The sequence below is a fragment of the Variovorax sp. YR752 genome (genome assembly GCF_943372545.1).
In genome coordinates this window covers 1-14,080 of the sequence record NZ_CALRZC010000219.1, presented here as the reverse complement: position 1 = coordinate 14,080, position 14,080 = coordinate 1, and the positions used below count along the sequence as shown (strand labels likewise).

The following is a 14,080-nucleotide window of genomic DNA, read 5'->3' as shown; positions in this document are numbered from 1 at the left end:
ATCGATGACAAGCTCGCCAATCAGGCCGTATCCCTGACAACGTACAAATCAACAGGGAAACCGGTCACAAGAATAAATTGGCACCACTATTGGGAGCTCTATGACTTGGACTCGCCACAAAGTGCCACGCTTCGGGTTCTCCTCGTCTGTCATCAGTTTGTGCATAGCTATGTGTTCAGTTTTGCCTTCTCTGAAACGCGCAAGCTGGTGTCAATCCTTGTTTCTTCTGATCGAGAAAAAAATCGAGTTCTGTACGAGATAAAGGTAGTTGAGCTGATACGCTTGTTTCGAGAGATAGGGCAGAACTACCCAACGGAATACCACGCTTCGTTCAACGAAAAGAAAGGCGACTACGACGTAGTCGTCAAGACCTCTAAGTTAAAACGGAGCACGTCAAAGGGCTGAGCGCTCGATAGTGGGCCTAGAGGGAGGGTTCCCAGTACTAGCTCACTTCAGCCATGCCTCGCGGCGGACTTCGCTCGCTGGGAGGTCCGAGAAGAATGTCCGCATCGCTGAAATCGATGGTTGAAATAAGAAAAACTGAAGGACAAACCGAATGACTCTGACCCTCACTCAAAAAAGACAACTGGAGGACGAAGCGCTAAAAGCCTTTTTGGGCAGCGCCGGTAAGCTGGAGAACGGCTTTCGAGTTAATACCCCGGCAGGTCAAGTGTCTGCGGTCTACTGGAACGCCCTGGATCCGAGCAATGAGGTGGAGATTGCCTTGGCGCCCGTTCGCCTCACCCAGTACTACGACGCTCGAACCCTCCATGCTTGGCTCGAACTCTTGAAGATCGAGCATCCGTCACCGTGTGCCATTCACAAGCACGGTAGCGATTGGCCCATTTTGGGATTTACTTTTTCCGCTGCACTAGCGTTCTTGCGGGAGTGCTGGCATATGCGCAAGGGTCTGCTCGCGCCGAGTCGCCTGAAGGCGATTGGGGTGCAGTTGGCAATGCGAACGCCAGAACACGATGCGGTAGCGGGTCTCGAAATGGAACTCGCGCGGCTTCTCCCGACCAAGCCGTATGCCGTGATCGATCTCGTTCGCTCGGCCGGAATCTCTGTTGAGCGGTGGCACGTGAAGCTCGACGGCACGGCGGCAGTGAGGCCTCGCAGCAATCCTGCGTACTGCTACAACTGGTCGTTCGGAGACGCGCAAGAGCCCGCGCTTGCCTGCTTGTGGCATGCATCGATGAAGGTAGTGAATGGAGGTATCGAACTTAGTGAGAACTTGCGCGATCTAGCATTGCGATTGGAGCGAATTGCCAAGGACCCGATCCGTAACGGGGAGCACAGAGACCGCGCTCGACAGCAGGCGATACGGGCTCGAAAGCTCGACGAGCTGATTCGCAGATGTAGAGATACCGGTCAGGAGATTCGTGTCATCGTCAATGAGGGCGACATGCGCAGTGACGCTGCCTTAGGTGAAGACAGTTCCTTTGTGCGAGTGCGTCTGCTGGATTCGCAGCCCTGGCAAGTCGCGGACTATGACCCGCATACGGGCGCATGCACGCTGCGGCGAACCACCAAAGCGCGCTCGAAAGCTGCCCGAGACGCCGAGACGGAGGCCACTGTGCGGTTTGCCGATCAACACGACCTACTGCTGGGCTCGGACCAACCCGATCGCGTGTACGTGACATCCACCAACGTACGCCGGGACCGTGCCGTACGCATGGCGGTTCTGGAGCGCGCCCAAGGCCGGTGTGAGCTCTGCGATGTTGCGGGGTTTGCCATGGCTGATGGCCGGCTCTATCTTGAAACCCATCACGTTCAACCTTTGGCGGAGAACGGAGTGGACAGGGTATCGAATGTTGTGGCGATTTGTCCAACGCACCATCGCGAGGCCCATTACGGTGCCCGGCGGGCGCAACTGCGAGCAGAACTGGAAGAACTTCTTCTTCTAATGCAACCAACCAAAACGGTAGGGGGCGAACGGGCAGCCGACTTGTTTTAAAAGAGGACTGTCGAGGCCTTTGAATGCTCTCGTACAGAAGTACTAGTGCTCTCACCGCTGTGCTCCATCCGACGCCGTGCGTCGAGAAGCACCGCTTCGGTCAGTGCTTGCCCAGCGACGGCACGCAAGTCCGCCGGGTCCCCGACGATGCATTCAAGCTGAGGCAGCCGAAATATTGCGAATAACCGCAGAACCGAGAGTTCAGCGTGCGGCCATCATCATCCGCAATCACTGCAAGACAGCCCCCTACCCCCTCCCACTCTCCCCCAACAACCTCTCCGCCTCCCGAGCCAGATCCGCCGCGATCCACAGCATGTGATCCCGGTGTTTCTCTCCGGCTTCCTCGAACCAACCGTTGCCGTCGCCGTAGCAGCACCACAGCAGGGAGTTCAGCTGGGCCAGTTTGATTTCGAGGAGGTCTCGGGCGTCTTCGCCTGTGGGGGTGGATGAAGGTGTCGCCCCACTCTTGCGGCGGGGAGATTTGGGCGTTGAACGCCCAGCGATAATTTGCTCAGCCATTTGGTGTGCTCCTTGTACAAGTTGTGCACGTCTTTTGGTTAGACGGTCAGGGTGTTCACGCACCCTGGCCGTCGCCTTTTGTGCCTCACATTCGTGTCGCAGCTTCACAAAGAGGCATCGACACCCGCCGTGAGGCAAGGCGGTTCATTCACTCGCTCGTCAATCGATCAATGGATGCATGGGGGAAGGCGTTTCCTTTCACGGGGTTCGTCGGCCGCTACAGCGGGCCGTCTTGTCGCGGGGGCATTCACTGTAGAGAAGCGAAGCCGCGCAAGAGAAAAGAATTCGTCGAGGATTCCTCGAATCGACGAGATATCTGAGGTGCCCCGGTTTTTGGGCTTCACCGGAGACGAGGCGAAGCGAGGTTCGGCACGGGGCCGGCCGCGAAGGAAGGTCTTATATGGGCACCGCCCTAGGTCTCGGCTTATGCCTCAGACAGAGCACCTTCGGCACATGCCCCGGCGAGTCATGCAGGCGCATGCCTGATTCATGTATTCGAATCACTTCTGCCACTCAACGCCAACCCGTGAATCCCGCGGAAGTCCAACTGCTCCAGCAAGTCAAGAAGCCGGGCAATGAACGCAGCATGGGCGACTTGATCGGCATGGTGCGCAACCCAATGCTCGATATCGGTGAAGCGTCCCTGGAGCGCCAGGCCTGCGAGCTCGTCCAGAGCTCGATCCTCCGGCATGAGATTTCGGGGCATCGCGGGCATCGATGAAGACCCAGCGGGTTCTATCTCCCGCTGCTCGACGACGACCCAATCTGCGTCAGCTTCATCGGTCGGCGCAGAGAGTACGAAAGAAAACGTGGCACCTTGGCCGTAGACACTGGTCACGCTCAGGGACCCACCCATGGCCTCGACAATGCGCCGCACGATGAACAGGCCCAGCCCGCTGCTGCCACTTGCGGCTTGTACCTGCTGGAACGCGGAAAAAATGTCGGCATTCTGGTTCAGGTCGACGCCAATGCCTGTGTCACTGACAGCAAAATTCAAGGTACAGGTTGCCCCCTCTTTCCGGGCCGTGACAGAGAGCGTCACCAGACCATCGCGCGTGAACTTGGCGGCGTTGGACAACAGATTCAACAGCACCTGCTGCAAGCGCTTTCCGTCTATGTTGATCCGTTGGGGAATTTGAGTTGAGGGCTGATAGCGGAAGCCGTTGTTCTGTTGTGAACACAGGGCGACTCCGTATTCGGAGATGTTGTCCAGCAGGAGCGGCAGGTCGGTAGTGACCGGTTGAATAGCCAAAGGTTGCAGTTCGGCCTTGGCATATTCCAGCAGTTCGTCAATCAGGTTGAGTTGATATTTGACGCCGCGCTGGATGGCTAGCAGATGCTTGCGTTGCCCTTGGTTCGCGTTGGCGAGCAAGAGCGAGGAGTAGCCGCTGATCGTCGCAAGCGGTGCGCGCAAGTCATGGCTGACGTAGCCCAAGATTTCAACTTTCTGTCGGTCCTTTGCTTCCGCGTCCGCGAGTGCCTTTCGCAGTTCTTCATGCAACGCGGACGCGTGCATGTTGCCGAACGCAATGGCATACCCAACGTGAATCAACTGAAGACCGAAGGCAAACAAGACCTGGAAATCCCCTGAAGCCAGAAAATCTTGCGGCACAGGGAAAAATGGCGTACCGACCAAGCGTGTGCTGTGAGCCACCAGTGCCGCCAATGCCACCAAAGCCACAGCGGCGACTTCCGGCTTGAAGCGCTCTCCTCGTCCACGATTCACTGTGAACAGTGTCTGAAGCGTCATCAGGGCGATCAGTACCTGGGCCGCTCCATACGCGTACACACGTGCCGAGGTGTCGTATGTGACGTAGGAGTAGTAAGCCAGCAGTGCGGTCTCCAAGGTCAATATTCCGACCATCCACGGCAACCACGCCCGGCGTCGATCGAAGAACACGCAGATACCTGCGTAGAGCAGGACCGAACTCAGTGTTGTGCAGAAATTCCCGACAAGGATCGAGAAAAAATCCGGGACTCTTCCCCGCAGCGTGAGCAGAAAAGCTCCGACTCCGAAGACGAAGAATCCAAAGCCCCAATGAATGAGATAGCGGGCTCTTCCCCTCGCCCACAACGCCCACATGCCGGCGGCAAGGACAGCTTCCAACAGCGCAGTGAAGAATGCCGCGGTTCCCAGACTCAAGTTCATTTTTTTCTTTTCCGATCGGCTGGTCGTTCATATGAGGGACTCAGCACGGCCAGATTGTCGGCGTGATCGGTACTTCAGCCCATCAGCACGCCAATCGCCAGGACAGCGATGAGACCGAGGAGCAGCCACAGTGCGATGCTGCTCAACCGGTAGAGGTTTCTGCGAAAGCGCTTGGTGCGGCGGATCACGGCGCGCCTCCCAGGGCGGCCGTGCAGGCGTCGTCGCTCAACGCAAGAAGAAGACACAGCCCCCTGCAGCGGGCCGCATCCACCGTGACGGCCGGGCCACCCACATCAGGCATGGGGCATGCGGTGGTACAGCCCCGGCAGAAAGCCGCCGGGCGCGGTGAGGCGCGACTTGAGCCGCACGACCAGGTGCAGGTCGTCCACCAGATGAATGTCGCCGCCCCGATTCGTGAGCTGCAGCTTCACGGCCAGCAGGCCCTGCAGCTTGGCGCGGTGCCATTCGGCGGCATCGGTGATCTGCGCGCGCGTCATGGCCGGAATGCCGATGCCGTGTTCCAGCTCGGCCGCGCGCAGGCAGGCCACGACGCGGTCGACGCTTTTCAGCGTGCCCTCGATCACCTCCAGGCAACGCTCGGCCAGCCGCGTCGGCTCGTCGGCGGAGTTGCCGTACACGAAGGCCTCGTAGGGACGGGGCGCACGCGTGGAGTCGCGAAGCATGGGCTGCTGACCGGTGTTGCTGTTGTTGTTGCTGTTGCCGATGGGGCTCAGCGCGGCAGCAGGTCCAGGCATTGGCGGCGGCGCCACACGGCGCTGCGCACGGCCTGGCTGTCGTCGAACACGACCTTGTACTGGCACACGAGGTAGTTGGCCGACTGGGGCATCTGGAACTTGAAGTGGTAGTCCCACTCGGTGCCGAGCGCGCCGCGCTGTTGCTTCAGCGCTTGGCCGAGCACGGCGAGCACCTGGGCCTGGTTGAGGCCGGGCTTGATCTCGCGAAAGCGCTCGGGCCGCGACACGACGCCGTCGCGCAGAAAGGGTTCTTTGAAGTCGGGGCGGCGCGCCTCGACGTCGCGGTAGTCCAGCTTGTCGGGGTTGCTCACGGGGTCGACGGGGTTGTCGCGGGCCACGGCAGTGGTGGCGGCGCCGAGCAGCGCGGCGGCAAGCACGAAGGTGGCAACGGCGGGTGATGCGTGCGGGGTCTTGTTCATGGCTAGCGTCCTCTTGGGTCAGATGGGTTCTTGGGATAGATGAGCGCGCGGGTCAGCGCTCGCGCATGGCTTCGCGCGCCTTGTTCAGCGGCTTGGTCAGGTAGTCCCACACGGTCTTGCGGCCGGTGCGGATGTCGGCGGTGGTCACCATGCCGGGCACGATGGGCATGCGGCGGCCGGCCTTGTCGGTGAGTGCGTCGGAGTCGGTGCGCACGAGCACGGGGTAGTACACGATCTCGGGCTTGACCTCGTCGCGCTGGGTGTCGGGCGCGATGGTCACCACGCGGCCCTTGAGGCCGCCGTACACGGCGTAGTCGTAGGCGGTGATCTTGATCTGCGCCTCCTGCCCGGGCCGCATGAAGGCGATGTCGCGCGGCGAGATGCGCGCCTCGACCAGCAGCTGGTCGTCCAGCGGCACCAGCGTCAGCAGCGAGCCGTTGGGCGGCACGACGCCGCCGATGGTGGTGACCTGCAAGCTCTTGACGATGCCGCGCACGGGCGAGTTCAAGGTGAGCCGCTCGAGCGAGTCGGCACGCCCGCGCACCACGGACGACAAAGACTTCACCTCGGCATCGGCCTTGGCGAGTTCTTCGCGGCTGCGCACCATGTAGTTGGAGCGCGCCTCGGAGATCTTCAGCTCCAGGTCGGCGGCCTGGCGTTGCAGGCGGATGAGTTCGACGTTGCTGGCCGCGCCGCTCACCTGCAGCGAGCGCGTGATGTCGAGCTCTTTGCGCACGAGCGAAAGCGCCTGGCCCAGGCCGGCCGTGGTGTCGCGCAGGCTGCCCTGGCGCGAGCGGAAGAGCGCGCTTTCGGAGTCGACCAGTTGCGCGTGCGCCTTCAGCTCGCCGGGAAACTGCAGGGTGCTGCGCCCTTCTACCTCGGCGCGCAGGCGCACGCTGCTGGCCAGTGCGGCGCGGTAGCGCGCGGCGGTTTCTTCCACGCTCGATTCGCCGCGCGTCGGGTCGAGCTGCGCGAGCACCTGGCCCTTCTCGACGATCTGGCCTTCGTGCACGCGCAGCTCGGCAAGGATGCCGCCTTCGAGCGACTGGATGCGCTGCTCGCGCGAGCTGGGAATCACCTTGCCCATGCCGCTGGACACTTCGTCGATCTCGAAGCACCAGGCCCACACGAAGAACACGAGCAGAAAGAGCGCGACGAACCACACGACGCGCGCGGAGCCGCTCGCGCGGGCTTCGTCGAAGTCGTCGGCGCCGCCGGGGCCCCACACGGTGGCGGTGGAGACGGCTGGTGCGGTGGGCGCTTGCACTTGTGCCTTGGTCAATGTCACGGCGTTCATGCCTGTGCCTCCTTGCCATGGCCTGCGGGGGCCGTGGTCTCGCGCGATGCCGCCGCGCCCTGGCGCAGCCTCGCCATCACCTGCTCGCGCGGGCCGTCGAGCACGACGGTGCCGCCGTCCACCACGAGGATGCGGTCGACCGCTTCGAGCACGGCCGGGCGGTGCGTGGCCAGCACCAGCGTGCGGCCTGCGGACAGCGCGCGCAGTTGTTCGATCACTTCGCGCTCGGCCACTTCGTCGAGCGAGGCGGTGGGCTCGTCGAGCAGCAGCACGCTGGGGCAGCGCAACATGAGCCGCGCGAGCAGCAGGCTCTGGCGTTGTCCGCCCGAGAGGCCGCGCCCGCCTTCCAGCAGCGGATGGTCCAGCCCGGTGGGCAGGCGGCGCACGAAGGCCCAGGCGCCGGTGGCTTGCAGGGCCGTGATCAGTTCGGCGTCGGTGGCGTGGGGCGTGCCCATCTGCAGGTTCTCGCGCAGGGTGCCGTGGAACAGGCGCGCGTCTTGGGCGAGCAGCCCGACGTCGCGGCGCACGTCGGCGGGGTCGATGTGGGCCATCGACACGCCGTCGAGCACCACACTGCCCGCACGCGGTTCGATGAGGCCCGACAGCGCCTGCAGCAGCGTCGACTTGCCCGCGCCGTTGCGCCCGAGCACGGCAATGCGTTCGCCGGCACCGATGTGCAGCGCCTTCACGTGCAGCGCGGTGGTCTGGCCGTCGTGGCTGAAGACGGTGTCGCGCAGCGTGTAGTCGCCTTGCACGGCGGCGCGGTGCACGCGCGTCTCGTGGGGCGGGTGATCGACCGGGAGCTTCATGAGCTGGTCGAGCGACTCGCCGGCCACCTTGGCCTGCTGCCAGCGGTTGAGCACCTGTGTCACGCCGGCCAGCGGCGCGAGCATGCGGGTCGACAAGATCGATGCGGCCACGAGCACGCCGGTGCTCATGTGGCCGTCCATCACGAGCGGCGCGCCGAAGAACACGACGAAGGCGAAGGCGCCGCCCTGCACGGTCTGCGTCCAGTTGCTCAGGGTGTTGAGCAGCGCGCGCAGTTGCAGGCCCGAGTCGGCGTTGACGGCGTTGTAGTGGTTCCACTGGTTCTGGAAGCGCGGCTCGGCCTGCAGCACCTTGATGTCGTCGATGCCCTGCACGGCCTCGACCAGCATGGCGTTGCGCAGCGACGATTCGCGCATGCCCGCCTGGGCCAGTGCGCGCAGGCGCGGCTGTGCCAGCAGGCTGGGCACGAGCAGCAGCACGCACGCGGCCAGCGGCACGAGCACGAGCCAGCCGGCAATGAACCAGAAGAGCACGCAGAACACGAAGAAGAACGGCAGGTCGGCCACGGCCGCCACGGTGGTCGACGTGAGCATTTCGCGCACGGGCTCCAGCTCGCGCAGCTGCGAGATGAAGGTGCCGGTGGCGCGCGGGCGTGCCGAGCCGCGCACGCGCAGCGCGTGGCCGAACACGCGGTCTGAAATGCGCAGGTCGGCGCGCTTGCCCACCACGTCGGTGATGCGCATGCGCGCGCCGCGCATGACCCAGCTGAACGCGATCGACAGCAGCACGCCGCCGAACAGCACATGCAGCGTGGGCAGCGACTGCGCGGGCACGACGCGGTCGTACACCTGCATCGAGAACAGCGTGCCGGCCAGCGCCATCAGGTTGTAGGCGAGCGACGCGACGAGGATGTGCGCGTAGGGCCGCCAGTCGGCCAGCACGATCTGGCGCAGCCAGTGCGGCTCGACGGGGCGAATGTAGGCGTCCACGCGCGAGTCGGGTGCCGATTGCGCGGGCCGCAGCACGGCCATGGCTTCGAGCGCGGGTTGCAGTTCGTCAATCGTGCAGACGGTTTCTGCGCCCTGGTCGCCACCCAGCATCACGCGCAGGCCTTGCGCCGAGATGGCGGTGACCACGGCCACCTGCCCGTCGCGCAGTTGCAGCACCACGGGCAGGCGCCAGGGGCTCAGGGTGTCCAGGCGCGGCGCGACCTGGCGCACGGTAAGCCCGGCCTGGCGGGCCATCTGGCGCACGCGCTCGCCGATGTCTTCGTGGTCGCTCCATGCGGCAGCGCCGCGGATGCGCTCGCGCGAGGTGTCGAGGTGGTAGTGGGCGGCCACGGCCAACACGGCATCGACCCAGCCGGCGAGCAGTTCGGGGCCGCGCGCGGCAGAAAGCTCGGGCATCGTGGTGGCGGTCATGGCTGGCCTCCGGCGACGAGGTCGCCCGCATCGACCAGCCCGAAGGCCTCGCGCAGGCGGCCCGACTGGTACAGGCACTCCACTGCCAGCCGCTGCACTTCGTGCGCGCTCTCGGCCTGCTCGAAGCGCGCGCCGTGAAACTCCTGCTCGGCGTTGAGCAGGTCGAGCAGCGAGCGCGTGCCCAGCTGCAGGTACTGCTCGCGGTACAGGTCGCGCGTGCGCTGGGTGCTGTGCACGCGCGCGGCGAGCACGGGCAGGCGTTGCGCGTGGCCTTGCGATTGCACGCGCGCGTCTTCGAGCCGCTGCCGCACGCTGAGCTGTGCATAGCCCAGCGCGGCCTCGGCCGCTTCGACGGCGTGCGCGGCGGCGCGCTGGCGGGCCTGGCTGCGCCCGCCTTCGTACAGCGGCGCGCTGAAGTTGACGGTGAGCGTGCTTTCGGTGGCGGACTGGCCCGCGAGCCGCGCGCCCGATTCGAGCCCCCGGTTGACGCCGGCGTTGAGCGACAGCGTGGGCAGCAGTTGCGCATCGGCACCGCGCAGCGCGGCCTGTGCCATGTCGCGCTCGGCCTGTGCCATCTGCACGGTCGGTGCGGGCAAGGCCGTCTGCGGGTGCGCGGCGCAGGCGCTCGCGAGCGGCGCTGGCGCTTCGCCGGCGATGTCGGCCGGCATGCGGCCCTGGGTCAGATGCATGAGGTTGAGGCGCCAGCGCTCGGCCTGCGACGTGGTGTTGAGTTGCTGGGCGCGCGCGGCCTCCAGGCGCGACTGCGCCTGCGCCACGTCCGACTGGCTGGTGGCGCCCTTGGCCTGGCGCTCGCCCACGAGGCCGGCCAGCGACTGCACGCCCTTCACCTGGGCCTGCGCAATCTCGCCGAGCGCCTGCTGGCGATGCACTTCGATCCACGCCTGCGCGGTGTCGCGCACCACGTCGTCGACCGCCACGAGCAGCTTGGCCCGCGCGGCCGTGGCCGAGGCTTCGGCCTCGTTCACGGCGCTCGACACCTTGCCGAAGTCGTACAGCAGCTGGGTCACCGACAGCGAGGCCTGGTGCACCTGGCGGCGACCGTCGGTCTGGAGCTGGCGGTTGCCCGTGCGTGCGCTCAGGCCTGCGCTGACCTGCGGGTAGTAGCCCGAGCGCGCGGCCGCAATGCCCTCGCCCGCCTGCAGCGCCTGCCCAACGGCGTTGCGCACGGTCGGGTGCGAGGTGGCGGCCAGGCGCACGGCCTCGGTCATGCCCAGCGGGGTGGCGGTGCCCGCTTGCGCAAGCGCCGCCGTGCCGGCGAGCAGGAAGAAAAGGCCCGCGGCGGCGGACGGAAGATGACGAAAGAGAAGCATGCGTGAAGGCTTGCGAACAAGGTGCCGACGCCGCGAACGGCGCCGGCACCCCGGTCACTCAGTGGTGAAGCGCGAGGCCCATGTGAAGCTCGTCGTCGAGCGAAGGGGCCACGGGCGGTGCGTAGGCCGCGAGCGAATCGGCCGACGACGCCAGGGCCAGCACCGAGGGCGATGCCTGCGCGGCTGCAAAGGGCGGCGGGAACGCGGCCTGCAGCAGCGCATGCAGCGACTCGGCAGCGCCGAAGCCCTGCAGCATGTCGGACAGCTGCATGCCTCCCCATGGGCTGTCGCCGAAGGGGAAATGCGGCGCATCGTGCTGTTGCTCGATCGACACCGTCACTTCGTCGACGCCAGCCAGACCCAGCGAATCGGGCGAGCTGAAGAGCGCTGCCGCCCCCGCCGCACCGGCTGCCGGCGTGTAGTTGACGTGCAGCGTCTGCGTGGCCACGTTGCTCGCATCACCGTCGCGGTCGACCACCTGGTAGCTGAGGGTCTCGTCGTAGTTGTGCGAGCTGGTGGTGCGCGGTGCCACCTGGTAGCTGAATTCGCCCGAGTCGAAGTCCACGACCAGCTTGCCGCCCTGCGCCGTGGCAATGGTGACCTGGTGTGTCGCCGCGTTGTAGCTGTAGTCGCTGCCGGCGGCGGGGCCGGTCTTGGTCATCAAGCCCGTGCTGCTGTCGAAGGCGTAGGTGGTGCCGTCGATGCTCAGCGTGGACACATGGCCTCCGTCGGCGCCAAAGCCCGACGAGCCACCGAGGCCGCCGGTCAGCAGGTTGCTGACGGTGGGCGGCACGCTGATCGTGCCCTGCAGCATCTCGTTCAGCTGGCTCGTGTCGGTGACGATCTTGCCGTTGGTGTCCGTGCCGGTGTCGCCGTTGTAGGCGATGGGGTCGATGATGCCCTGCGCCGCGGGCAAGAGGCTGGACCCCAGGCCCAGCGCGAACGAGTTGATGTGGTTGTTGGTGAGGAAGGTCTTCCAGATCGCCTCTTCCGCCGCCTGGATGCCGTAGTCGGCCGGATTGCTGGTGGTGCTGTTGTTCCCGAGTTGGCCGGTATTGCCGTCTCCTCGGGTCGGCTCGCCGTCCGTGAGGAAGTACGAGACGTTCTGGGCACCCTGCAGCTTGCCGCCGGCCGAGAAGCCGCTCATCGCCGTAGCCAGGGCCGCGTCGTAGTTGGTAGAGCCCGAAGTCTGCAGGCTCTGCACCAGTGCCTTGGCCTCGGCCGCCGTCATCCAGGCCTGCTGCGCCTGCCCGGTCGTGCTGAAGGTGACGAGCTGCACCCGCACGTCGCCGTACAGGTCGTAGCCGTCGATGAGGTTCTGAACGGCCTCTTTCGCTCGGCTGAGGCGTGTCGGGGTTTCCTCGTTCATGCTCCCGGAAAGGTCCAGGACCACCATCAGGTTCGTGTTGATCGGCGCCACGTCGACGGACTGTTCGCCGTTCACGAGCACCGGCGCATCGTCCTTGACGGGCACCTCGAAGCCCACCGGCGCGCCGCTGGCCTGGCCATCGCTCACCACGGCTTCGAAGTGCAGGTTCGACACGCCCTCGCCGTTGCCCGGCAGATGGTCGATCGGCGCCTTCAGCGTGACGGTGTAGCCCGCCTCGAACTGCCCCGCGCCCGTGGCGGTGACGTTGCCCACGGCCACGGTCATCACCTCGGTGGTGACGCCGCCGACGGTGACGCTGCCCGTGAGCGTGTGCGTGCCCGCGTCCCAGGTCCACGTCACCGGCTGGCCGCCGGAGGTGACGCCGTTCGGTCCACTCAGCGACACCGACAGGTCGCCGGCCAAGCTGTCCGGGTCCGCGATGGAAATGGTGCCGGTCGTTTGCAGCGGCGGCTCTCCCGCAGCCGGAATGCCACCGGGCAGGCTGCCTTCGGAGAGGACATCGGCGTTGGTCACCGTGGCCGACGGCGCATCGTTCACCGGAGTGACGGTGACGTTCACCGTGCTGGTGGTCGTGCCGCCGTGGCCGTCGCTCACCGTGACGGTGAAGCTGTCGGTGCCGTTGAAGTTCGGGCCGGGAACGTAGGTGTAGGTGCCGTTGGCGTTCACCGTCACCGTGCCATGCGACGGGTTGCTGCCCTTGGTGTAGGTGAGCGTGTCGCCGTCGACGTCGCTGCCGACGATCTGACCGCTGACGGGCGTGTCTTCGTTCGTGGTCTTGGTGTCGTCGGGCGCCGTCGGTGCTTCGTTGACGTTCTGCTCGTTGAGCGTGACGGGGATGACGGTGGTGACCGTACCGTCGTTCGCGCCAACCGTCAGCGTGTGGGCGTTGGATGCTGCCTCGTAGTCGTTGACGAACGCTGCGGCGCCTGCCGGCGTGAGGCTGATCTCGCCCGTGACCGGGTCTATGGCGAAGTAGCCGTTGTCGTTGCCGGAGAGGATGCTGTAGGTGACGGTCGCGCTGTCGACGTCGGTGGCGCGGACGGTGCCGAGTACGGTGCCTGCCGGGCGGTTCTCGTCGTAGCCGAAGACGTAGCCGGTGGTTGTGTCGACCGGCGTTCCGCCGCCACCGCCTTCGACGAACACGGGGGCGTCGTTGACGGGGTTGATGGTCACGTTGACGGTGCTCGTCGTCGTGCCACCGTGGCCATCGCTCACCGTGACGGTGAAGCTGTCGGTGCCGTTGAAGTTCGCGCCCGGCGTGTAGGTGTACGTTCCATCGGGGTTGACCGTGACCGTGCCATGCGCTGGGTTGCTGCCCTTGGCGTAGGTGAGCGTGTCGCCGTCGACGTCGCTGCCGATCACGCTGCCGCTGACAGGCGTGTCTTCGTCGGTCGTCTCGTTGTAGTCGGGCACCGTCGGTGCGTCGTTGATGTTCTGCTCGTTGAGCGTGACGGGGATGTTCGTCGTGACCGTGCCGTCGCTCGCACCGACCACCAGCGAATGCGCGTTGGCGCCCGCTTCGTAGTCGTTGACGAACGCTGCGGCGCCTGCCGGCGTGAGGCTGATCTCGCCTGTGACCGGATCGATGGCGAAGTAGCCGTTGTCGTTGCCCGAGAGGATGCTGTAGGTGATGGTCGCGCTGTCGATGTCGGTGGCACGGACGGTGCCGAGCACGGTGCCAGCGGGGCGGTTTTCGTCGTAGCCGAAGACGTAGCCGGTGGTCGTGTCGACCGGCGTGCCGCCTCCTCCGCCTTCGACGAACACGGGGGCGTCGTTGACGGGGTTGATGGTCACGTTGACGGTGCTCGTCGTCGTGCCGCCATGGCCGTCGCTCACCGTGACGGTGAAGCTGTCGGTGCCGTTGAAGTTCGCGCCCGGCGTGTAGGTGTACGTGCCATCGGGGTTGACCGTGACCGTACCGTGCGCTGGGTCGCTGCCCTTCACGTACGTGAGCGTGTCGCCATCGACGTCAGTGCCGACGACCTGGCCGCTGACGGGCGTGTTTTCGTTCGTGGTCTTGGTGTAGTCAGGAACCGTGGGCGCATCGTTCACCGGATCGACGGTGACCGTGATG

Annotated in this window: 9 protein-coding genes; 2 read left to right on the top strand and 7 right to left on the bottom strand. The window is 65.3% G+C overall.

Going from position 1 to position 14,080, the window contains the following annotated elements:
• Together AAG801_RS33370 and AAG801_RS33365 are read left to right on the top strand one after the other, a co-directional pair.
• Positions 1–405, top strand: a 405-nt coding sequence (locus AAG801_RS33370; RefSeq protein ID WP_341892269.1) for a hypothetical protein, incomplete at its 5' end; no start/stop codon positions are given.
• 151 nt (positions 406–556) lie between these two features.
• Positions 557–1,957 (top strand): HNH endonuclease, encoded by a 1,401-nt coding sequence (locus AAG801_RS33365; RefSeq protein WP_341892268.1) that lies wholly within the window; start codon positions 557–559, stop codon positions 1,955–1,957.
• Positions 1,958–2,963: 1,006 nt separating this feature from the next.
• Here the strand turns inward: AAG801_RS33365 and AAG801_RS33360 are convergent.
• From AAG801_RS33360 to AAG801_RS33330, 7 genes are all read right to left on the bottom strand, one after another.
• Positions 2,964–4,625, bottom strand: coding sequence for a HAMP domain-containing sensor histidine kinase (locus tag AAG801_RS33360; RefSeq protein WP_341892267.1), 1,662 nt, complete (start codon positions 4,623–4,625; stop codon positions 2,964–2,966).
• Between the two features lie 293 nt (positions 4,626–4,918).
• Positions 4,919–5,380 (bottom strand): hypothetical protein, encoded by a 462-nt coding sequence (locus AAG801_RS33355; RefSeq protein ID WP_341892266.1) that lies wholly within the window; start codon positions 5,378–5,380, stop codon positions 4,919–4,921.
• Positions 5,356–5,799, bottom strand: a complete 444-nt coding sequence (gene bamE, locus AAG801_RS33350) for an outer membrane protein assembly factor BamE (protein WP_341892265.1) — start codon at positions 5,797–5,799, stop codon at positions 5,356–5,358. Before bamE ends, AAG801_RS33355 begins: the two co-directional genes overlap by 25 nt.
• Positions 5,800–5,851: 52 nt before the next feature.
• Positions 5,852–7,096 carry an HlyD family efflux transporter periplasmic adaptor subunit gene (locus tag AAG801_RS33345; protein ID WP_341892264.1) on the bottom strand — a complete coding sequence of 415 codons (1,245 nt, stop codon included), beginning with the start codon at positions 7,094–7,096 and terminating at the stop codon, positions 5,852–5,854.
• On the bottom strand, positions 7,093–9,285 hold the full coding sequence (locus AAG801_RS33340) for a type I secretion system permease/ATPase (protein WP_341892263.1): 2,193 nt from the start codon (positions 9,283–9,285) through the stop codon (positions 7,093–7,095). The genes AAG801_RS33345 and AAG801_RS33340 overlap by 4 nt, the downstream gene beginning before the upstream one ends.
• Entirely contained in the window at positions 9,282–10,616 is a 1,335-nt protein-coding gene (locus AAG801_RS33335) for a TolC family outer membrane protein (protein WP_341892262.1), read from the bottom strand. The genes AAG801_RS33340 and AAG801_RS33335 overlap by 4 nt, the downstream gene beginning before the upstream one ends.
• Positions 10,617–10,674: 58 nt before the next feature.
• Positions 10,675–14,080, bottom strand: a 3,406-nt coding sequence (locus AAG801_RS33330; RefSeq protein ID WP_341892261.1) for an Ig-like domain-containing protein, incomplete at its 5' end; no start/stop codon positions are given.

Coding starts and splice junctions, on each gene's coding strand:
- AAG801_RS33365 (WP_341892268.1), top strand. CDS start 557: ATGACTCTGACCCTCACTCAAAAAAGACAACTGGAGGACGAAGCGCTA.
- AAG801_RS33360 (WP_341892267.1), bottom strand. CDS start 4,625: ATGAACTTGAGTCTGGGAACCGCGGCATTCTTCACTGCGCTGTTGGAA.
- AAG801_RS33355 (WP_341892266.1), bottom strand. CDS start 5,380: ATGCCTGGACCTGCTGCCGCGCTGAGCCCCATCGGCAACAGCAACAAC.
- bamE (WP_341892265.1), bottom strand. CDS start 5,799: ATGAACAAGACCCCGCACGCATCACCCGCCGTTGCCACCTTCGTGCTT.
- AAG801_RS33345 (WP_341892264.1), bottom strand. CDS start 7,096: ATGAACGCCGTGACATTGACCAAGGCACAAGTGCAAGCGCCCACCGCA.
- AAG801_RS33340 (WP_341892263.1), bottom strand. CDS start 9,285: ATGACCGCCACCACGATGCCCGAGCTTTCTGCCGCGCGCGGCCCCGAA.
- AAG801_RS33335 (WP_341892262.1), bottom strand. CDS start 10,616: ATGCTTCTCTTTCGTCATCTTCCGTCCGCCGCCGCGGGCCTTTTCTTC.